The sequence below is a fragment of the Castellaniella sp. FW104-7C03 genome (assembly GCF_040276085.1).
In the GTDB taxonomy this organism is placed as follows: domain Bacteria; phylum Pseudomonadota; class Gammaproteobacteria; order Burkholderiales; family Burkholderiaceae_B; genus Castellaniella.
In genome coordinates this window covers 145489-166360 of record NZ_JBELOK010000009.1, presented here as the reverse complement: position 1 = coordinate 166360, position 20872 = coordinate 145489, and the positions used below count along the sequence as shown (strand labels likewise).

Genomic DNA, 20872 nt, shown 5'->3' with positions numbered 1-20872 from the left:
GCCTGAGTCCGGTTCAATACCGAAATCAGGCCTTGGCCACTTAACCCTCGACTGTCCAACTTTTGGGGGTCAGTTCAAAATGAGGGCCTTGTTTTAACTGCATGAAGCCAGGATTACTTGAATACTGTCTTCGAGCCGTCAGCGTGCCATGTGAACACATCAAACTTGAAGGATTTCAAGTCGCCCTGTTTGTTCCAGGAGATGTTGCCAATTGGTGTTTTGACGGAATTGCTATGAAGCCAGGCGGCTACCTTGGTGGGGTCGTCTTTGCCCGCACCCTTGATACCTGCCACGATGGCATCCACTGCAGCGTAGGCGGTGAGCTGGAATGCCCCACCTGGATTACGGTTTTTGTCTTTGAATGCCTTGACCACAGCCGCGTTGGCGGGATCGGTGGTGAAGTCGGCAGGCAGTGTGACGAGCATGCCTTCGACAGCAGGACCGGCAATTGCGTTGATGTCAGGATTGCCCACACCTTCGGGACCCATGAACTTGGCTTCCAGGCCTTGTTCGGCACCTTGCCTTAACAGCAGGCCCATTTCGGGGTGATAACCGCCGTAGTAAATAAAATCTGCACCGGCAGCCTTGAGCTTGGTGATCACGGCGGAATAATCACTGTCACCCGCGTTGATGCCTTCGAACATGACGACTTTTACGCCGGCTTTTTCGAGATCGGCTTTAACTGCGGAAGCGATGCCTTGACCATAGGACTGCTTGTCGTGCAGGACGGCGACGGCTTTGGGTTTGATCTTGCTGACAATGAACGCGGCAGCCGCGGGGCCTTGTTGATCATCGCGACCAATGGTGCGGAAGATCATGTCGTAGTTTTTGCCATCAGTGACGGCCGGAGAAGTGGCAGATGGTGACACCATGACCACGCCTTCGTTGTTATAGACCGGTGCTGCTGCTATGGTGGCACCCGAGCACACATGTCCTACGACGTAGTGGATTTGCTCGTTGACCACACGGTTGGCAACGACAGGGCCTTGTTTAGGTTCGCAGGCATCGTCCATGACGACTGCCTCGAGTTTGTTGCCCAGCACGCCGCCGTTTGCATTGATGGTCTCGATTGCTGTATCTACGCCCTCTTTGACCATATCGCCATATTGCGTCAGTGCCCCGGTATAAGGCCCCGCGATGGCGATCTTGATTGTGTCAGCGGTCGCCGCGGAAGACATCATCATGCCGGCAACCAGCCCTATTGTGGCAACTGTCGGCGTCAAGCGAATGTTCATACAACCTCCTTTGAAAGACCCAGAAAGAATACACGAAACCCCCGTGTGACGGATCATGTCACGTACGGGGGTTTTCCCGAGATTATTTGGAAGGCAGCACCCGGATGCGTGCCGGAAGGTTTATGCCAGCAGGCTGCGCAACATCCAGGCATTTTTTTCGTGGACGTCCAGACGCTGGGTAAGGAGGTCGGCGGTGGGTTGATCGTTGACTGCGTCGGCAATCTTGAATGCCTTGCGGGCGGTCTTGGCCGCTGCTTCATTGCCTGAAACCAGCATCTGAATCATGTCCTGGGCATTGGGCACTGAGGTGGGCTCGGCGATTGAGCTCAGGCGTGCGTATTCGGCGTAGGTACCTGGCGCATAGTGGCCCAGGGCCCGGATGCGTTCGGCGATGGCGTCCAGTGCCTGCCAGGCCTCTGTGTATTGCGTCATGAACAGCTGGTGCAGGGTGCTGAACATGGGGCCTGTGACGTTCCAGTGGAAATTGTGCGTCATCAGATACAGGGTGTAGGAATCTGCCAGCGTATGGGCGAGTTCTGTGGCCACAGCGGCGCGATCTTTGTCAGAGATGCCAATGTCGATGGGCAATCCGGAGGGGCTGGTTTGAGCTTGTGTGGTTGATGTCTTTTTAGATGCTTTTGCCATGAAATACTCCGTTTTAGACGATGTGCTTACACAATAACATGGGGACAAGGGCACAAAATACAAGGGTGTGCGAAAAACTGAAACCTTTGCAATCCGTTAATTCACTAATACTGCGGAGGACACGGATTCGTCCAAATAACCGACGCCGGGCATCTTGCAATGGCGGACGGCCTCGGCCAATGCTTCAATGGCCGCCAGTCTGGGGAAGCTTTTGCGCCAGACCAGTACCACCCGCCGATCGGGCGCGGGCGGGTCAAAGGGGATAAATCGCAGCAATTTGCTTTCGGATCCCTGTACCTCGATCGCGCTGGCGGGCATCACGGTAATTCCGATCCCTGCCGCCACCATGTGCCGGATAGTTTCGAGGGATGAGCCTTCGAATGTGCGTTGAATGCCCTCGCTGGCTGCTGAATATCTGGAAAGCTCCGGACATACTTCAAGAACCTGGTCGCGGAAACAGTGGCCGGCACCCAGCAGCAACATGGTTTCTTCTTTGAGGCGCTGCGATGGAATGCTGGTTTCGTTGGCCCAGGGATGTCGGTGAGGCAAGGCTACAAAAAAGGGTTCGTCATACAGTGCGCATTGAGCCAGGCCCGTTTCCGGCAAAGGTAGTGCCACGATGGCGCAGTCAATTTCTCCCTGACGCAGCAGTTCAAGCAGACGGGTGGTGTAGTTCTCCTGCAGGAGCAAGGGCATTTGTGGTGTGCGACGAATCTGTTCGGGCACCAGATAAGGCAGTAGGTACGGCCCTACGGTGTAAATGATGCCGACCCGCAAGGGCCCTTCCAGCGGATCGTGCCCCTGGCGGGCAATCTCGCGCAAGTTGGCGCCTTCTTCCAGCACCTTTTGGGCTTGCGTCACTACTTTCAGGCCAACTGGGGTGATGCCGATCTCGGCCCCGCCACGCTCGAAGAGCACGACGCCGAGCTCTTCTTCGAGTTTACGAATGGCGACCGACAGGGTTGGCTGGCTGACAAAGCACGCCTCTGCCGCCCGGCCAAAGTGGCGCTCCCGGGCAACGGCAACAATGTATTTAAGCTCTGTCAGCGTCATACGAGTCCTCTTGCTAGCTGTTGAGGTATTGAGTGGCTCCCGCCATCCAGCGTTGCTGGTGTGCGCGGGCATGTTCCGGATAATCCGTGCGCAGGGTCTGGGCGGCCGTACGGGCCTGATCCAGGAGATCTTCGTCCGCGTTGAGGTCTGCAAAGCGCATCAGCAACTGGCCGGATTGCCGTATGCCGAGGAGTTCTCCCGGACCGCGTTGCGCCAGATCCCGGCGGGCGATTTCAAAGCCGTCTGTGGTTTCGTACATGGCGCGCAGGCGGTCGCGTGCGATGGCGGAGAGGGGTGAATGATAGAGCAGGACGCACGTGGATTCCTGGGCGCCCCGCCCTACTCTGCCACGCAGTTGATGAAGCTGGGCCAGACCAAAACGCTCGGCGTGTTCGATGACCATCAGGCTGGCGTTGGGTACATCCACGCCTACCTCAATGACGGTGGTGCTTACCAGCAAATGGATTTCACCGGCACGAAAACGCCGCATGGTTTCGGCCTTCTCGACTGCAGGCAAGCGGCCGTGCATCAGGCCGATATCGAGGTCGGGCAGCTCCGCGCACAAGTGCTGCCAGGTATCCACTGCGGTTTGCAGCTGCAAGGTTTCGCTTTCCTCAACCAGCGGGCAAACCCAATAGGCTTGCTGGCCCAGGCGCACTGCTGTCGCCACATGAGCCAGAACCTCATGGCGCCGTTCGCTGGCAAACAGGCGGGTTCGAACCGGCTTACGGCCGGGGGGCAACTCGTCGATCACCGAAACGTCCATATCCGCAAAAAACGCCATGGCCAGGGTTCTGGGAATGGGCGTGGCGCTCATGCTGAGCTGATGCGGTCGTACTGTGTGGTTATCACCCTTGCGGCTGAGCGCCAGCCGTTGCCCGACGCCGAAGCGATGCTGTTCGTCGCTGATGACAAGCCCGAGGCGTTGAAACTGGACTTTATCCTGAATCAGTGCCTGTGTGCCCACAGCAATCTGCGCGGCCCCAGAGGAGATGGCCTGCATGGCGTCGCGCCGGGCGGCAGTGGATAAGTGTCCTGTGAGCCAGGTGACCGCCACGCCAAGAGGTTCAAACCATTCGGAGAGTTTGCGCCATAGCTGTTCGGCCAGGATCTCTGTGGGTGCCATGACGGCTACTTGCACCCCGGCGTTGACCGCCTGCGCAGCTGCAAAGGCGGCCACCAGCGTTTTGCCGCTACCGACATCACCTTGCAGCAAGCGATGCATCGGGTGAGGCTGGGACAGGTCGGCCTGTATGTCGTTGATGGCGCGTTGTTGCGCGTCCGTGGGTGTAAACGGCAGCGAGGCCAGCAGTTGCTTGCTTAGTGTCTGCTTTTGCCGCAAGGGTTGGGCCATCTGAGCTTGTCTGGCGGCCCGGGCATCTGCCAGTGCCAGTTGTTGAGCCAGTAGTTCGTCAAATTTGATACGCCGCCAGGCGGGGTGTTGGTGGTTGGCCAGTGACGATAGAGAGATGTCCGGCCCTGGATGGTGCAGCAATCGCAGGGATGTCGCGAAGTCTGCCAGTTGATATTCTTTGCACAAGGCTGCCGGCAAGGTGTCTTGCAGATTGGTGCTGTCAAGTGCGCGGGCGATGGCCTTGCGCAAGCTTGCCTGAGACAGCCCCTGGGTGGTTGGGTATACCGGCGTCAGGGTCTGTGGCAGCGGTGTGTTGGGTTCTGTCAAAAGCGGATGCACAAGCTCCGGCCCTTGGTAGCCCATGCGGATCTCACCGCGCACACGCACACGCCTGCCCGGCGGTACGCGTGACAGCTGGCCGGGGTATACGTGTAGCCAGCGTAGCGCGAGGCGTCCCGAATCATCCGCCAGTGTGGCGTGCAGTTCGCGTCGGGGTTGTGTACGCAGATGGCTGTCCAGGATCTCGCCTTCGAAGACGGCATGCGTGCCACCCTGCGCCTGTGCGATTGGCGTGATGCGGGTCTCGTCTTCGTAGCGCAGGGGCAAGTGGACGATAAAGTCTGCTGCGGTGTTTAGCCCCAGGCGTTGAAATAGCCTGGCCTGCTGTGCAGCAGGCGTCTTGGCACCTGACTTTACCGTGCGGGAGTTGCCGGCTGCCACCGTCCGTGATGCCATTAACGGGTAGCTTAAAGCGCCAGAACGGCTTCTACCTCGAATTGTGCACCTTTGGGCAGGCTGGCGACGCCCAAAGTAGAACGTGCCGGGTACGGCTGGGGGATGATCTCGGCCATGATTGCATTGGCACTGGCGAATTTGCTGAGATCAGTCAGAAACAGGGTGAGTTTGACGATATTGTCGAGTGTGCCGCCTGCGGCTTCGATGACGGCTTGCATGTTGGCAAAAGACTGGCGTACCTGCCCTTCGAAGTTTTCCGAGACGAGTTCTCCGGTGCCGGGCTCGAGACCAATCTGGCCGGACAGAAAGACGAGTTGTCCAGCCGGCACTGCAACGGCCTGTGAGTATGGCCCCACTGCGGCAGGTGCTGAGTCTGTGTGTACGATGGCCTTGCTCATGGGATTTCCCTGAAAGAATTACATAACTATCAGAGTTTACAGATCAATAGCCAAAAATAAAAGATGGCTTATTTTTCTGCAAATGCGCGTTCGTAGACGTAGTCGCCAGGTTCGCCTACGCCTGGAGATACCACAAACCCGCGGGCATCAAGCATGGAACGGATGTCATTAAGCATGGCCGGACTGCCACAGATCATGGCGCGGTCGCGGGCGGGGTCCAGGGCCGGAAGCCCGATATCCTGGAATATCTGGCCGGTTTCCACCAGCGTAGTGAGCCGGCCCTGGCGCACATAGGGTTCTCTGGTAACTGTGGGGTAGTAAATCAGCTTGTCGCGCAGAAGCTCGCCAAGGAACTCGTCGTTGGGCAAGTCTCGGGTGAGGTAATCCGCGTAGGCGAGTTCGCTGGTGAAGCGCACCCCGTGCATCAGAATAACTTTTTCAAAGCGCTCGTAGACGTCGGGGTCTTTGATGATGCTCAGAAATGGTGCAAGGCCGGTGCCGGTGGCAAAAAGGTACAGATGTCGTCCGGGTTTGAGGTCGTCAACCACCAGCGTGCCCACGGGTTTCTTGCTGACCAGTACAGCGTCTCCGGGTTGCAGATGCTGCAGGCGCGAGGTAAGTGGCCCGTCTGGTACTTTGATGCTGAAGAATTCGAGATTTTCTTCGTGGTTGGCGCTGGCGATGCTATAGGCGCGCATCAGCGGCTTGCCTTCTACTTCTAGGCCCAGCATCACAAAATGGCCATTATGAAACCGTAGTCCGGGATCCCGGGTGGTCTTGAAGGAAAACAGGGTGTCGTTCCAGTGGTGCACACTGAGGACGTGTTCGGAAACAAAGGCAGCCATGAATAAAACCGGATTTTGAAGAAAATAAAAGCAAGAATACCGATTTTAGACTATTTGCCTGTTGGCTCGCCCATTAGCCTGTCGTGTTTTGCGGATGTTGCGCCGCTGTCCGGAAAATCCAGGCCTAATTCGCGGCATTTACGAGACAGCGTGTTGCGTCCAATGCCTAAAAACTCGGCAGCTTTGCCGCGGCGTCCTTCTGTGACCTCAAGGGTGGTGGCCAGCAGCAGGCGCTCGATTTCCTGTTGCAGCGACACCATGGTCGGGGTCCCTGGGGCTTTCAGCCGGGCACGGGCCTCAGCTTCGAGCGCTTGCTGCCATAAAGTGCCAGTGGCTGGTTTGGCAAGGTGGTCCTGCCCGGACACGTCTGGTGGCAGATCTTCGAGGGTAATCAAAGCGCTGGCTGTCATGACGGTAAGCCACTGACAGATGTTTTGCAGTTGCCTGATATTGCCTGGGTACGAGAACCTTTGTAATGCCTGCAGGGCGTCCGGATGCAGTGATCTGGGTGGCAGGCCCAGACTGGCGGCAGATTGCAACAGAAAACACCGGGCCAATTCGGGAATGTCCTCGGGTCGCTCCCGCAGGGCAGGCAAGCGTAGCCGGATAACGTTGAGCCGATGGAACAGGTCCGCACGAAACAGCCCTGCTTCCACCCTTTCTTCAAGTGGCTGGTGCGTGGCCGCGATGATGCGCACATCCACCTGAATCAGACCGCGCCCACCAACCCTGTAAAAGCTGTTGTCCGCCAGAACCCGCAACAGGCGTGTCTGCAGGTCTGCGGGCATATCACCGATTTCGTCCAGGAACAGCGTGCCGCCATGGGCCTCCTCGAAGCGTCCACGGCGTGCCTGTACCGCCCCGGTGAATGCTCCACGCTCGTGTCCAAAGAGCTCGGCCTCAAGCAGGTCGTGGGGAATTGCTGCGGCGTTGACGGCGACAAAAGGACCTTGAGCGCGCAGGCTGTGCTGGTGCAAGGCGTGTGCCACCAGTTCTTTGCCAGTACCCGATTCGCCTGTGATCAGAACGGTGGCGCTGGTGCGTGCCAAGCGGCCAATTGCCCGAAAAACCTCTTGCATGGCAGGTGATTGGGAAGGCAGGAGGGTGTCTTTCGTCTCTGGTCCATCGCCACTGATGTGTGGTGCGGTCTTATTGGCCAGCAGCCCGCCCGGCGCATCTTTTTGTGCTGATGCGCTATGAATTCCCGCCGCCGAACGCGCTGCACGGGAGATGAGATCGACGGCCGTCTGAATATCAAATGGCTTGGCCAGGTAGTCGAATGCCCCTTGCTGAAAAGCGGCCACTGTGGTTTCGAGATCCGTATAGGCGGTCATGAGGATGACCGGCAGTTGTGGATACTGCTGGCGTACGGCTGTCAGGACGGCCAAGCCGTCTGGGCCGGGCATCCGCACATCGCACACCAGTACGGCTGGTACCTGCCCCACCTGGTTGGTACCTGCCTGGCCAAGGGCATCAAGCAACGCGGTGCCGGTTTCGAAACTGCGTACCTCCCAGCCTGCCATTTTCAGGGCGCGGTCCAGTACCCAGCGCATGCCTGGTTCATCGTCGGCAATCCAGACAGTATTCATGAGGTACCCACAGGCAGCAGAAGACGGAATACGGTGTGCCCGGCTTCAGAATCATAATCAAGCACCCCACCGTGTGCATGGGCGCATTCTTGGGCCAGGTTGAGTCCCAGGCCCGTGCCTGTAGCTCTTCCGGTGACCAAAGGATGGAAAATCTTGTCGCGCAGCATGTCGGGCACCCCTGGCCCGTTGTCCTCGATGGACACCAAAACGCCCAGACGGTGCCGCCCCTGCAGCAACACTGGTTGCCGGACAATACGTGTGCGGATGCCAATCGTGGGTGTTGGTGTATCAGGCGACTCTGAGGCTGCCTGTGCGCCATTGCGTACAATATTCAAGATGGCCTGCATCAACTGGTTTCGGTCACCCAGCAGTTCTGGCAATGAGGCGTCGTAATCCCGGGTGATTTTCAGGGCACTGCCGAACTCCAGGCCAGCCAGTGCCAATGCGCGTTCGCAGATTTCATGAATATTGAAGTATTGGCGGTCGAGCACCTGGTGTTGCGGTGAGACCAAGCGGGTGACGAGATCTGCCAGGCGATCCGCTTCCTGGATGATGACCCGGGTGTAGTCCTTCAGTCCTGGGTCGGGGAGTTCGATGTCCAGCAGCTGGGCGGCAGCCCGCAAACCAGCCAGCGGGTTACGGATTTCATGTGCAAGATTGCGCATGGTCTCTCTTTGAGCCGCCCGTTCGGCCAGCGCCTGTTGCTGGTCATCCAGTTGGCCTGCCTGGTGCACCGGGATCTCGATAATGCTTGCCCAGGGCTGCCCAGGAGCAGATGTTTTTAGAACATGCGGGAAGCTCTTGAGAATGGGGGCTGCCAATTGACCCGTCAGCTGGCGGGCAGACAAGCCCAGTAGATCCTCGCAGGCGCTGTTGATCCAGATGATTTTCCCGGACTCATCCAGCAGCAGCACTGCTGTCTGCAGCCAGTCGAGCCCGGGCGTATCCAAGATGCCCTGCTTATAAAGTGTAGTAAAGGTCGAATTCAACAGGATGCGGGGTGACGCGCAGACGGTTGAGCTCGGACTCTTTAAGATCAAGGTAGGCGTCCAGCAGGTCGTTGCTGAATACACCACCTCGCGTGAGGAAATCCCGGTCACGATCGAGAGCCTCGAGGGCTTGCTCAAGTGAAGAGCAGACCGTCGGGATCTTGGCGTCTTCTTCGGGCGGCAGGTCGTAGAGGTTTTTGTCTGCTGGGTCGCCGGGGTGAATCTTGTTTTGCACCCCATCCAGGCCTGCCATCATCAGGGCCGAGAAGGCCAGGTAAGGGTTGGCAAGAGGGTCGGGGAAGCGGGCTTCCACACGCCGTGCCTTGGGATTGCTGACATAGGGAATGCGAATGGATGCCGAGCGATTGCGGGCTGAGTAAGCCAGCTTGACGGGGGCCTCATAGTGAGGCACCAGACGCTTGTATGAGTTGGTGCCCGGATTGGTGATTGCGTTGAGCGCCTTGGCATGATGAATGATGCCGCCAATGTAGTACAGTGCGAACTCGGACAGCCCACCGTAGCCGTTGCCTGCAAACAGGTTTTGGCCGTCTTTCCAGATGGATTGGTGTACGTGCATGCCGGAGCCGTTATCTCCCACCACGGGCTTGGGCATGAAGGTGGCTGTTTTGCCGTAAACGTGGGCCACATTACGGATCACGTATTTCATGGTTTGCGTCCAGTCGGCGCGCTGAACCAGTGTGGAGAACCGCGTGCCGATTTCGAGCTGGCCGCAGTTGGCGACTTCGTGGTGATGGACTTCGACCGGCACACCCATTTGTTCCATCAGCAGGCACATCTCGGAGCGGATATCTGCAAATGAATCGATCGGGGACACGGGTACGTAACCGCCTTTGATGGCAGGCCGGTAGCCCAGATTGGTGCCGTTGGCGTCATCTGCGTTGGACCAGGCGCCTTCGTTGGAATGAATTTTGACAAAACTGCCCGACATATCGGCGTTCCAGCTGACGCCGTCGAACACAAAGAACTCGGGCTCGGGGCCAAAATAGGCCGTATCGCCCAGGCCGCTGGATTTCAGATAGGCTTCGGCGCGACGAGCGAGGGAGCGCGGGTCGCGGTCGTATCCTTTGAGATCGGAGGGTTCGACCACATCGCAGGTAAGAATCAGTGTGTTTTCTTCGCGAAACGGATCCATACGGGCAGTTGTCGCGTCGGGGATCAGAAGCATGTCGGATGCCTCGATGCCCTTCCAGCCTGGCAAGGACGAACCGTCGAAGGCCACGCCGGCCTCCATGCGATCTTCGTCAACCAGGCCGGCGGGTACCGTAAGGTGATGCTCCCGGCCCATGGTATCGGTGAACCGGAAATCTACAAACGCAACCTCGCGTTCTGAGATCATGTGGACGACGTTTTCAGGGGTAGACATACGGGCTCCTGGGCCAAATGGGAAAAAGATATTGTCTTGAAAAATACACGGCAGCTTGTGGTGCCAGTACCAAAACCTACAAGCAAGCTTCATGCCAGGTATTGCTTCAACCCTGACACCGCTAAAAACGGGCATGTCCTGCAGCGAATGAGTGCATTGCATGCCAAGAAAATGTATTTTGGCACCAAAATGGTGCATCGCATAACTATTCATGCTCCATTTTGTTGCAGGGTTGTGCAGCGAAGCGCAAAGACTTAGTGCAGGAACTCCATTTGGAGATCGTTCAGGAAGCGCCAGCCTTGCGGGGTGGCCTGGATACGGTTAAGCCCTGGCTCTAGCAGACCGCGCTCGGCTGCGCGGCGCATGTCCGGCAGAAGCGACATTAATGACAAGCCCGTGCGCTCGATAAACAAACCACCCTCGACACCTTCACGGAGCCGCAATGCGTTGAGCATGAACTCAAAGCCCAGATCTTCGTGTTTGAGCGTGCGCTCTTCGACAATGTGTTTCCCCGTGCGCGCCTCCGCGAGACGCATCCATGCATCTGGCATCCGGGCACGCGCCTGGCGGATGATCCGGTTTTGAAATGAAATCTTGGAATGTGCCCCGGGCCCAATGCCAAGGTAATCACCAAATTGCCAGTAATTGAGGTTGTGCTGACAGATCTCTCCGGGGCGGGCATAGGCGGAAACCTCGTAGCGATTAAAGCCCGCGGCTCGTGCGAGTTCGGCCACGCGATCCTGCATGGTGGCGCTGAGCTCGTCACCAGGTACCGGTGGCGGATACTTGGCAAAAACAGTATTGGGCTCAAGCGTCAGATGGTAGAGCGACAAATGGCCTGTGTCATATGACAGGGCTTCCTGGATGTCGCGCTCGCATTCGGCAAGCGTTTGTTGCGGCAGTGCAAACATGAGGTCGAGGTTGACGCGATTGACGGCGCGTTGAGCCATTTCGATGGCCGCACGCGCCTGGGCGGCATCGTGGATGCGCCCCAAGCGCCGGAGCTTGTCATCATTGAAGCTTTGAATACCCAGAGAGATCCGGTTGACGCCGGCTTGTGCATACCCCTGGAACCGGGCAGCCTCCGCGGTACCGGGATTGGCTTCCAGTGTGATCTCGGTGTCGGGGGGCAAGCTGAGTGTGGCACGCAGCAGGCCGATGATCTGATCGATGGCGTCGGCAGACAGCAGGCTTGGTGTGCCACCGCCAAAAAAGACAGTGGATACCTGCCGGCCCCAGACATCTGGTAGCGCTTGCTCGAGATCTGCCTGCAAGGCTTGCAGGTATTCGCGCTCGGGGATTTCTCCGCCCTTTCGTTCGTGGGAGTTGAAATCGCAGTACGGGCACTTGTGCACGCACCAGGGCACGTGAATGTAGATGGACAACGGTGGCAAGGCCACCAGGCCCGGGCGGCCCCTGACGCCAGGGCGGCCGTCGTGTTCTTCTTCTTGCGGAACAGGTACCAGTTTCTTCATGGCCAGGTGTGCTCAGGATTTTGAGTTGAAGGATTCGCCCCGCAAGGCTTGCAGCAGCGCCCGAAGTGCCCGTGCGCGGTGACTGAGCATGGTCTTTTGTTCGAGCGGCAGCTCGGCGGCAGTCATGCCCAGATCGGGCAAATAGAATAAGGGATCGTAGCCAAAGCCGTTGTGCCCGCGCGGTGCGGAGAGCACTTCGCCGGCCCAGATGCCTTCTACCACGATGGGGCGTGGGTCTAGTGCGCTACGCAGATAGACCAGTACGGCCACGTAAGCGGCGCGGGCGTCGGTGTGGCCTGCCATCTCGGCGATCAGGTGCGCGTTGTTGGCAGCGTCGGAGCGGCTGCCGTCAGCGGCCATGGCATAGCGTGCCGAATGTACCCCCGGAGCCCCCCCCAGAGCGGAGACACAAAGGCCGGAGTCATCGGCCAGTGCCGGCAACCCTGTGATACGACTGGCGTGTCGCGCCTTGGCCAGCGCGTTTTCGACAAAGGTGTCAAAGGGTTCTTCAGCCTCGCTGACGCCGAGTTCGCCCTGTGGCACCATTTCGATGCCTGCAGCCGTCAGGCTGAGGGAGAATTCTTTCAGTTTGCCAGGGTTGTTGGATGCCAGAACAACACGGCTCATTGCGCGGCCTCCAGTGCCTGCTGCTGCGCCAAAATAAGCTGACGAATGCCGTGGTCGGCGAGGTCGAGCAGTGTATTGAGCTCTTTGCGCTGGAAGCTGCCGCCTTCGCCTGTTCCCTGCACTTCGACGAACCCCCCTGTGTCTGTCATGACGACGTTCATGTCCGTGTCGCAGCCGGAATCCTCGACGTAATCAAGATCGAGCATGGGTACTTTGTTGACCAGGCCAACGGACACAGCCCCAACCTGCCCGATAAGTGGCTCGCCTGATACCAGCCCTTGTGCCTTGAGGCCCTTGATGGCCAAGGCGGCTGCCAACCAGGCACCGGTAATGCTGGCGCAGCGCGTACCACCATCTGCCTGCAGTACGTCACAATCCAGCTGCAGGGTGCGCTCGCCCAGGGCGGCAAGATCAAAGACTGCGCGCAAACTGCGGCCAATGAGGCGCTGGATCTCTTGTGTACGGCCGCTTTGCTTGCCTCTGGCTGCTTCGCGGTCGCCCCGGGTATGGGTGGCACGGGGCAGCATGCCGTATTCTGCGGTTACCCAGCCCTGCCCTTTTCCCCTGAGGAAAGGCGGTACTTTGTCGAGCACGCTGGCGGTGCACAGTACGCGTGTCTCGCCCATGCAGGCCAGTACCGAGCCTTCAGCGTGGCGCGTATACCCGGTGATCAGTTGCACAGGGCGCAGGGCGTCAGGTGCGCGGTTGGCAGAACGGGAGGCAGGTACGACAGCGGGTGTGGAGGACATGTGAGAATTTCCAGGATCATGAGCCAGACTACAATATGTTCTTTATTGTAGAGAATCAGAAAGGCACGCAGATGATTCGTAGTATGACGGCCTATGGAGCCAGCCGCCTGGAGTCCGCACCTGGTGCCCTATCGGTTGAAATCCGCAGTGTCAATAACCGCTTTCTGGATCTCAATCTCCGGATTCCAGAAGACCTCCGCTTTGCAGAAGGCTCAATTCGCGACGCAGTGAGTCGTACTGCATTGCGGGGCAAGATCGAAATCCGGCTTAGCTATAGCGCCAATGCCACCGATGCCCCACGCCCCATCGATGAGGCGGCTGTGCAGGTGTTGGCCAAGCAACTAGAGTTTGCCCGTCGCTATATTCCCGATCTCGCAGCGCCCTCACTGGCAGAGCTGCCGCGTGAAGGCGTGGCCCGTTTGGGGCTGGATCCGGATGTTTGGCAAACGCTGAGCGATCAGGCGTGCGCTCAGGCGCTGCAAGAGTTTCAGGCTGCCCGCGAGCGCGAAGGAGCCCGGTTGGCCCAGGCCATGCTGCAAATGGCCGATGAAGTGGACGTGCTGGTCAAGCGGGTTGAGGCCGAACTCCCCGAGTTTGTGCGCCAGCATCAGGCACGCGTGGCACAACGTCTGCGTGATGCCTTGCTGGCAGCGAGCCCCGAAGGTTTTGAAGCCATCAGTGGGGCAGAACTCACAGCCCGTATCGCCCAGGAGGCCAGTCTGTTTGGTCTGCGGGTAGATGTGGCCGAAGAACTCACCCGTCTGCAATCGCATTTACAAGAACTGCGCGACATCCTGCACGGCCGACACACCTCTGCCAGCAGGGGGAGTGGCAAGCGGTTGGACTTTCTGTTTCAGGAGATGAACCGCGAAGCCAATACCCTTGGATCAAAGGCCGCTGCGTTGACGGTTACCGAGGCGGCCATCGACCTCAAACTGCTGATTGAGCAGATGCGTGAGCAGGCGCAAAATATCGAGTAGCACAGACTGCTCCCGCCCTTGGTGGGGTTGAGTTGGTACCGCTCATGGAAAGTCCCTGTTTCATGTAATTATTGATGCAGGTTAAGGAAATTCCAACATATATCCGAGAGCCTTTCAGCAAGGCTGCTGCCGGCCCCTTGCTTTGGCAATGATTTACGCTCAGCTAAAGCCCTGTATGCAACGTCCGTATCAAGACGACAACTATTAGAAACGATTGGTTTTCGATACGTGAGTAAGGATATCCACCCGCGCTGCGGTGCTGCTCCCTAGACTGAGTCTGCCGCTCAACCTACTTGGGAGAACTACATGGCGCAGCGCCTCATTGACGTGGTCTTGTCTGCCCTTGCTGGTCTGGTCAGTGTGCTGCTGTCTTGGCCATACTGGCGCAGTTTCAGTTATTGGGCCGAATCCCCTAGCATGTGGCGAGTCTACATGGTGCTGGGGTTTGTCTTGGCTGTTTATGTTTTTTACGTGTTTTTAGGCTGTCTGCGTACGCTTTTTCAGCATGATGCCCTCACGCGTCAGGCAGATTCCTCCAAGGAGGGCCAATCATGAGCTGCGCCAACGGAACCGATTGCCGCGAAGGGGCCAAACGTCATGTGGCGCTTGCAGTACTTGCCCTGATGCTGATTGTATTTTTACTGCTGTCTGTCTGGTCGTTTGTGCCCTCTCACAAACAGGCAATTCCCAACAACACCTATTATGGCGACGCCGACGCGGTGATGGGTAAACGGGTGTTCCAGGCATACAACTGCATGGGGTGCCACACCATCGTTGGCAACGGTGCTTATTTCGCGCCGGATCTAACCAATATCTACGAAGACGCGGGCCCCGCCTGGCTCAGTGCATTTTTACCCTCTGCCGGGGGCTGGCCCACTGAGGCTGCAGTCAAGGTCCAGCTTCAAAATGCCATGGTGCAAAAGGATGCGGGGACGGCAGAAATCACCGACTACCTGAAACGCTATCCGGGTGCCGTCGAGCGGATCCACCAGCGTGGCGGGCAGCACACACTGATGCCAAACCTGCCGCTTAGCGCCACCGAAATCACCCAGCTGATTGCCTTCTTCAAATACACCTCTGCCTTAAACACCGAGGGCTGGCCGCCCAAGCCCAATCCTGATCGCCGCTTACCTGCAGTGGCATTGGCCGCTCAGGCCCAGGCTGCCACAGGCCCTGTCTCTGGCACATCTGCCCAGGCACCTGCCGTGGATGCTGCACAGGATCCGGTGCTTGTTGGCAAGCAGCTGGTAAATAGCCTGGGTTGTGTGTCGTGTCACGCCACCGACCAAAAGCGTCTGGTTGGGCCTGGGTGGGGCGGGCTGTCAGGTCGCCAGGTCACGCTGGCGGATGGCACAAGCGTGGTGGCCGATGACGCCTATCTGGTTCGGTCGATCCGCACCCCGGATGCGCAGGTCGTCGAAGGTTATCCACCTCACGTAATGCCACCTTATGACACGCTTGTCAGTGAATCCGACATGCAAGCCATTGTGGCTTATCTGCGCAGCCTTTAATGGGGAAACCGTCATGATCAAAATCGAATACCGTACTCAACGGCTCAGTTTGCGGTTTTTCCTACTGATGCTGGTGCTGTTTCTGTTTCAGATGTTGTTTGGCTTGATTATTGCCACCCAGCACGTCGATCCAACCTTGCTGGCAGGGATTGCCAATTTCAATATCTTGCGGGCCGAGCACACCAATCTGGGGATTCTATGGATTCTCTCGGGTTTTATCGGCACCATTTTGTTTATTGGGCCCCTGCTCTCCAAACGTGAGCTCGCGGCTCCGTGGCTGATTCAGATCTTGTTTTATGCACTGATTATCGTCACTGTCTGGAATGTCGCCACGCAAAGCTTGGCGGCGGACGGCGTGGCCGGTTGGTGGGCGGGTCAGCCCTGGCTGCAAGAGGGGTTGGAGTACCTCGAAGCCGGCCGTGCTGCTGATGTTGTGATCTTCATTGGCTTTGCAATCCTGGCGTGGGTGGTGTTGCGCACATTTCCCCCACGTCGCGAATGGAACGAAATCCACTGGGGGCTGGCCATCGGTGTGACGGCACTTACCTTTGTCTGGCTGTTTGGAGTGTTTTTCATTGATCGCCTTGACCTCCAGGAGTATTTCCGCTGGTATGTTGTTCATTATTGGGTTGAAGGCGTCTGGGAAGTCATCCACATCAGCCTGGTGGGGTTCTTGCTGGTATTGATGTTCAAGGCGGATGTGAAGTCCGTGGGGTATGCCGTCTTTTGGGGGGTGGCTCTGGTGTGGCTCTCGGGCCTGATCGGCAATGCGCACCATTACTTCTGGATTGGCACCCCTGCCTTCTGGCAGTTCTGGGGCTCTTTGTTCAGTGCCCTCGAGCCCCTGCCTCTGGTATTTTGCTTCTGGCATATTTACCTGGATGCTCACCAGGACAACAAACCCCTGGCCAATGCCCCTGCGTTCTACTTTATCCTGGGCTCTGTGGTGCTCGAACAAGTGGGTGCCGGCATTCTCGGTTTCACCATGACCTTCGCGCTGACCAACGTCTGGTCGCATGGCACGTGGGTGACGCCCAGTCACGCACATCTGGCGATGTTTGGCACCTTTGGCATGCTGGGTATCGCGTCAGCCTACTATGCCGTTCCCCTGTTGCGCGGCGTCAAGTCTTTCGACCAACGCCTGGGACGGGTGGCTTTCTGGCTGGTTCTCACCGGTATGCTGGGCATTGCCTTTGCCTTTGCCATTGGCGGCACCATCCAGGTGTTTCTGTACCGCTCCATGGGCCTGAACTGGTTTGGCGGAGAAGTATTTCCAGCCATGCAGTTTTATAAAGTGCTGATCCCGATCTTCGGTCTGGTATTTGCAGTGGGCACAGGCCTGCTGGTCTATGACCTGCTTACCTTGGGTTTGCGGCAGCCTTCGGCAGTAGTCCCCGAGCCGCGCCTGCATGCGGCACCCAGGGCTGGTTGGGGCTCGGCGCTTAAGGGGTCCGAAGCCAGCCTCTGGTTGATGGGGATGTGGATTTTTGGAGCCATCATCACCATGGGTTTGCTCAGTTTCAACCTTGATGCGGTGTCCAAGGGAGATCCCACTATCCCGTACGTGCTGGCAGGCATCGGTTATCCAGGCCTCTTGCTGATTACGCTGCTGTTTGTATGGCGCTTCCTGGCATCTTTGCAAACACGCCCCCAGCCTGCTGCTGCCCCGGAGGCCTCACCAGCCATGGCGCAAGTCACGTCATAAGATAAATTACCCACCAGAACAGTGGCCTCAGATGTCGCCGTGGCGGCGTCTCGAGGCCACTTTTTCAATCACCCAGGTGCTCAAAACAAACGGGGCGGTTAAGGCGGGAATCGTCAGTTGCTGAAATCCCCGCATGAGCAACAAGCTTAAAAGGATGCCAACTGTCCACAGCAGCCAACGCCCTGGCTGTGCCTGGTGCAGTGCCTCGGAAACCAGCACTGCATTAAAGCCATACAAGCCCATGAGAATGGGATCCAGCGGAAAACCGAGCCCCCATGCCGATGCCATCATCAGCGCTGAGACAAACAAAGTTCGAGCAGCCGTCCAAGGGTTTGCCCAGGCCAGCCCCAGTACGCACAGCAAGCCGGATGCCGGGTGATCCATAAACAGAACTTGTGCCACCCCTCGCAGGACGCCGGCTGTAATGCCCCAGTGATCGGCAAGCAAGGTGGCCGGCGCTGATGCCTGTGCAGGTGGCCATCCAGCCCAAGGTGCTATAGCCAATACCAGCCAGATAGTGGCGATAAAGGGAGCGGTATACGGCGAAAGCGTATGTGTCTTGCGCCAGTGATGTGAGCAAATGGTGGCGATAATGCCCAGTGTCGTGGCCAGCAGGCAGGATAGTGCGGAGGGCGAGAGAGCCACCAGAACACCAATGCCGATAAGCCCGCTGTTATACCCGTACAGCCCGGCTCTTCTGGCGGGTGCGGGATAAAAGACAGCCGCGTAGGCTGTGGCCGTCAACGCACCCAGCAGGCAAGCCAGGGCAGCCATCCGAGACTGAACGAAGACCGCCAACAGAAAGCACAGGCCTGCCCCCGCGTGTGGCTGCAAAAAAATTTGCCCGATACCCCGCAGCGTATCTTGCACGGCGGTGCGGACACGAGAAATTATCCAAAGCAAAATGGCCGTCATTTTGTGAAGTCTCTGAGACTGTCCTGTCGCGGGTTTGATATTGCGACCGCAATGCTACTGCAGTCGGCGATCTGGTGGATCACAATTTGCATATGGTGCTCATACGCCCAGCCGCCGGGTACCCGGCGGGGCATGGCCTGATACATCAGCGTACAATCAATCGAATCCGCCCTTTCACGGATTTTTCATGAAGACCACGTTCGCTTCCAGTGCCGCGGCACCCATGATTCGCCCTGAGCCCCCGGCTGCGCAGCCGGGGGTTGCGTTTCCAGTGTTGGGTGCCATCAGCTTTACCCACCTGCTCAACGACATGATGCAGTCGGTGCTGCTGGCTATTTATCCTGTGCTGCAAGGCCGTTTCGATCTCAGCTTTGTACAGGTTGGTCTCATCACCCTCGCCTTCCAGTTTTCTTCTTCTCTACTGCAACCGCTGGTGGGGCGCTTCACCGATCGTAAGCCTCTGCCCTACTCCCTACCTATCGGGATGAGTTTCACCTGCGGTGGGCTTTTGCTGCTGTCACAGGCCTGGAGCTTTCCTCTGGTCGTGCTGGCCGCCACTCTTGTGGGAGCCGGGTCTTCAGTGTTTCACCCAGAGTCCTCGCGGGTGGCACGCATGGCGTCTGCCGGCCACCATGGTTTGGCCCAATCCATCTTCCAGGTGGGTGGCAATATAGGTTCGTCTATTGGCCCCTTGTTGGCCGCCCTTTTGATTGTGCCCCGTGGGCAAGGTAGCGTGGCCTGGGTGTCCCTGGCTGCGCTGCTGGGCATCTGCATCCTGATTGGTGTCAGCCGCTGGTATGCGGCCAACCTGACATCTGTGCGGGGGCGCAGCTCTTTGGGCAAGGTAGATAACGGTCTGGCTGATCGTCAGGTGCGTGGTGCGCTGATGATTTTGCTCTTGCTGATTTTCAGCAAGTATTTTTATCTGGCCGGTCTCAACAGCTATTTCACATTTTTCCTGATAGATCGTTTTGGGCTGGATATCCAGCAAGCCCAGTATTCTCTATTTGTGTTTCTGGCCGGGGTAGCTACGGGTACGCTGGTGGGTGGCCCGGTCGGAGACCGCATTGGCCGCAAGCGCGTCATCTGGGGTTCAATTCTTGGCACGGCGCCGTTTTCTTTGGCCTTGCCATACGTCAACCTGCAATGGACCCTGATCCTGGTGTTTTGCGCAGGCGTCATGATTGCTTCCGCATTTCCGGCCATTATTGTTTATGCGCAAGAGCTGATGCCGGGCAAAACCGGCACTGTATCCGGGCTGTTTTATGGCCTGGCCTTTGGCATGGCTGGTATTGGTGCAGCGGTGCTGGGCAAGCTGGCTGATCTCACCAGCATTGCATTTGTGTATCACTTGTGTGCCTATCTGCCCCTGCTGGGCCTGGCCGCGTTTTTCCTGCCGGATATGAGGCGCCAATCTGCATGAGGTCTGACCACACCCAAAAGCTCCTGGGCCGTGTGCTGGTGGCGGCCGCACTGCTTTTGCTTGCGTTTAATCTGAGGCCTCTTTTTTCCAGTACAGCAGTGCTGTTGCCGGATATCATCCGCGGCCTGAACTTAAGTGCTGCAACGGCCGGGTATCTCACCACCTTGCCGGTGTTGTGCATGGGTGTTTTCGCACCGCTTGCTCCACGCATCGCCCAGCGCATTGGGGTCGAGCGCACGTTGCTGCTGGTGTTGGCACTGATAACACTGGGGGTTGGCCTGCGTGGTTTTGTCAGCACCAGTGTTCTGATTCTGGGCACCGGCCTGGCAGGTGCCGGTATTGCGGTTGGCAATGTGCTGTTGCCTAGCCTGATCAAGCGTGATTTTGCCGACAAAGCTGCTCTGATGACAGGTCTGTATACCACTTCGCTGGTTGGCGGCGCGTCGCTGGCAGCAGCCAGCACTTTGCCATTGGCGCAATGGTTCGGAGAGCACTGGTCCTGGGGGCTGGCCTTTTGGGCAGTGCCTGCATTGTTGGCTACCCTGGTGTGGTCACCCGTCGCCATTCGGGCAGGCGGGCGCTCATCCAATGGGCGCCATATTTTTCCGGTCAGGGGCTTATACCGGGATCCCCTGGCATGGGCCGTGACGTTGTTCATGGGTTTACAGTCCGCCCTGGCGTATTGCGTACTGGGCTGGATGGCGCCCATTTTGCGCGCAGGCGGACTCAGCGGCACGGAGGCCGGCCTGGTTACCTCGGTGTCTTTACTTCTGCAAGTAGTGTCTTGTCTGGTCACACCGTGGTTGGCCATGCGGTTTCACAGCCAGCGTGGGTTGGCCGTATGGCTTACCTCTCTGGCAACGCTTGGCCTCATGGGCATGGTGCTGGGCCCACGCTGGGCAATCTGGCCGCTGGCTGTATTGCAGGGGCTGGGGCAAGGTGGCTTGTTTGCACTGGCCTTGATGTTTATTGTCTTGCGCTCGCGCGATGCCAATGTGGCCGCCCATTTGTCCAGTATGTCGCAAGCCACTGGCTACATACTGGCAGCCAGCGGGCCGCTGTTGGTGGGTGCCTTATTTGCCTGGGCAGGTTCTTTTCAAGTAACCAGCGCCCTGTTTGCGTTTCTTGGGCTTACGACCGGCCTGGCCGGCTGGTATGCAGGCCGCCCGGCGTATGTGAAGGCAGTGGCTGTGGGATCATCGGCCGATGATGCCTAGCTTGGCCACTGGCCCCCAACAAAAAGGCCTGCAATTTGATTTT

At 58.0% G+C, this 20872-nt stretch carries 19 protein-coding genes; 6 read left to right on the top strand and 13 right to left on the bottom strand.

Annotation, left to right across the window (positions count from 1 at the left end; all coding sequences use genetic code 11):
* Positions 1-113: 113 nt before the first annotated feature.
* From ABS758_RS12180 to rph, 12 genes are all read right to left on the bottom strand, one after another.
* Positions 114-1235 (bottom strand): branched-chain amino acid ABC transporter substrate-binding protein, encoded by a 1122-nt coding sequence (locus ABS758_RS12180; RefSeq protein WP_350382849.1) that lies wholly within the window; start codon positions 1233-1235, stop codon positions 114-116.
* Positions 1236-1355: 120 nt separating this feature from the next.
* Positions 1356-1880 carry a Dps family protein gene (locus tag ABS758_RS12175; RefSeq protein ID WP_350382851.1) on the bottom strand — a complete coding sequence of 175 codons (525 nt, stop codon included), beginning with the start codon at positions 1878-1880 and terminating at the stop codon, positions 1356-1358.
* A 96-nt stretch (positions 1881-1976) separates the two neighbouring features.
* Positions 1977-2933 (bottom strand): LysR substrate-binding domain-containing protein, encoded by a 957-nt coding sequence (locus ABS758_RS12170; protein WP_350382853.1) that lies wholly within the window; start codon positions 2931-2933, stop codon positions 1977-1979.
* A gap of 13 nt (positions 2934-2946) precedes the next feature.
* Positions 2947-5022 (bottom strand): ATP-dependent DNA helicase RecG, encoded by a 2076-nt coding sequence (recG, locus tag ABS758_RS12165; protein WP_350382854.1) that lies wholly within the window; start codon positions 5020-5022, stop codon positions 2947-2949.
* An 11-nt stretch (positions 5023-5033) separates the two neighbouring features.
* Positions 5034-5420 carry a Rid family detoxifying hydrolase gene (locus tag ABS758_RS12160; protein WP_350382856.1) on the bottom strand — a complete coding sequence of 129 codons (387 nt, stop codon included), beginning with the start codon at positions 5418-5420 and terminating at the stop codon, positions 5034-5036.
* Positions 5421-5488: 68 nt separating this feature from the next.
* Positions 5489-6265: a ferredoxin--NADP reductase gene (locus ABS758_RS12155; RefSeq protein ID WP_350382857.1), complete on the bottom strand. Its 777-nt coding sequence runs from the start codon at positions 6263-6265 to the stop codon at positions 5489-5491.
* Between the two features lie 50 nt (positions 6266-6315).
* Positions 6316-7854, bottom strand: coding sequence for a nitrogen regulation protein NR(I) (gene ntrC, locus ABS758_RS12150; protein WP_350382859.1), 1539 nt, complete (start codon positions 7852-7854; stop codon positions 6316-6318).
* A complete protein-coding gene (glnL, locus tag ABS758_RS12145; RefSeq protein ID WP_350382860.1) occupies positions 7851-8804 on the bottom strand; it encodes a nitrogen regulation protein NR(II) in 954 nt (317 codons plus the stop codon). The genes ntrC and glnL overlap by 4 nt, the downstream gene beginning before the upstream one ends.
* A gap of 10 nt (positions 8805-8814) precedes the next feature.
* On the bottom strand, positions 8815-10227 hold the full coding sequence (glnA, locus tag ABS758_RS12140; RefSeq protein WP_350382862.1) for a type I glutamate--ammonia ligase: 1413 nt from the start codon (positions 10225-10227) through the stop codon (positions 8815-8817).
* Positions 10228-10481: 254 nt separating this feature from the next.
* Positions 10482-11702 (bottom strand): radical SAM family heme chaperone HemW, encoded by a 1221-nt coding sequence (hemW, locus tag ABS758_RS12135; RefSeq protein ID WP_350382863.1) that lies wholly within the window; start codon positions 11700-11702, stop codon positions 10482-10484.
* Positions 11703-11714: 12 nt separating this feature from the next.
* Positions 11715-12329, bottom strand: a complete 615-nt coding sequence (rdgB, locus tag ABS758_RS12130) for an RdgB/HAM1 family non-canonical purine NTP pyrophosphatase (RefSeq protein WP_350382865.1) — start codon at positions 12327-12329, stop codon at positions 11715-11717.
* Positions 12326-13078 (bottom strand): ribonuclease PH, encoded by a 753-nt coding sequence (rph, locus tag ABS758_RS12125; RefSeq protein WP_350382867.1) that lies wholly within the window; start codon positions 13076-13078, stop codon positions 12326-12328. The genes rdgB and rph overlap by 4 nt, the downstream gene beginning before the upstream one ends.
* 71 nt (positions 13079-13149) lie before the next feature.
* Here rph and ABS758_RS12120 point away from each other — a divergent pair, with 71 nt between their 5' ends.
* The 4 genes from ABS758_RS12120 to ABS758_RS12105 all read left to right on the top strand — a co-directional run bounded on the left by ABS758_RS12120 (position 13150) and on the right by ABS758_RS12105 (position 17274).
* Positions 13150-14058 carry a YicC/YloC family endoribonuclease gene (locus ABS758_RS12120; RefSeq protein ID WP_350382869.1) on the top strand — a complete coding sequence of 303 codons (909 nt, stop codon included), beginning with the start codon at positions 13150-13152 and terminating at the stop codon, positions 14056-14058.
* A gap of 306 nt (positions 14059-14364) precedes the next feature.
* Positions 14365-14613 carry a hypothetical protein gene (locus ABS758_RS12115; protein WP_350382870.1) on the top strand — a complete coding sequence of 83 codons (249 nt, stop codon included), beginning with the start codon at positions 14365-14367 and terminating at the stop codon, positions 14611-14613.
* Positions 14610-15569, top strand: coding sequence for a c-type cytochrome (locus ABS758_RS12110; RefSeq protein ID WP_350382872.1), 960 nt, complete (start codon positions 14610-14612; stop codon positions 15567-15569). The genes ABS758_RS12115 and ABS758_RS12110 overlap by 4 nt, the downstream gene beginning before the upstream one ends.
* Before the next feature lie 13 nt (positions 15570-15582).
* Positions 15583-17274 carry a cbb3-type cytochrome c oxidase subunit I gene (locus tag ABS758_RS12105; protein ID WP_350382874.1) on the top strand — a complete coding sequence of 564 codons (1692 nt, stop codon included), beginning with the start codon at positions 15583-15585 and terminating at the stop codon, positions 17272-17274.
* Between the two features lie 27 nt (positions 17275-17301).
* On the opposite strand, the gene ABS758_RS12100 is transcribed toward ABS758_RS12105, so the two are convergent.
* Positions 17302-18189, bottom strand: a complete 888-nt coding sequence (locus ABS758_RS12100) for an urea transporter (RefSeq protein WP_350382876.1) — start codon at positions 18187-18189, stop codon at positions 17302-17304.
* A gap of 187 nt (positions 18190-18376) precedes the next feature.
* Here ABS758_RS12100 and ABS758_RS12095 point away from each other — a divergent pair, with 187 nt between their 5' ends.
* Together ABS758_RS12095 and ABS758_RS12090 are read left to right on the top strand one after the other, a co-directional pair.
* On the top strand, positions 18377-19612 hold the full coding sequence (locus ABS758_RS12095) for an MFS transporter (RefSeq protein ID WP_417276840.1): 1236 nt from the start codon (positions 18377-18379) through the stop codon (positions 19610-19612).
* Positions 19609-20829, top strand: coding sequence for a CynX/NimT family MFS transporter (locus ABS758_RS12090; RefSeq protein WP_350382877.1), 1221 nt, complete (start codon positions 19609-19611; stop codon positions 20827-20829). The genes ABS758_RS12095 and ABS758_RS12090 overlap by 4 nt, the downstream gene beginning before the upstream one ends.
* The last annotated feature ends 43 nt before the right edge of the window (positions 20830-20872 follow it).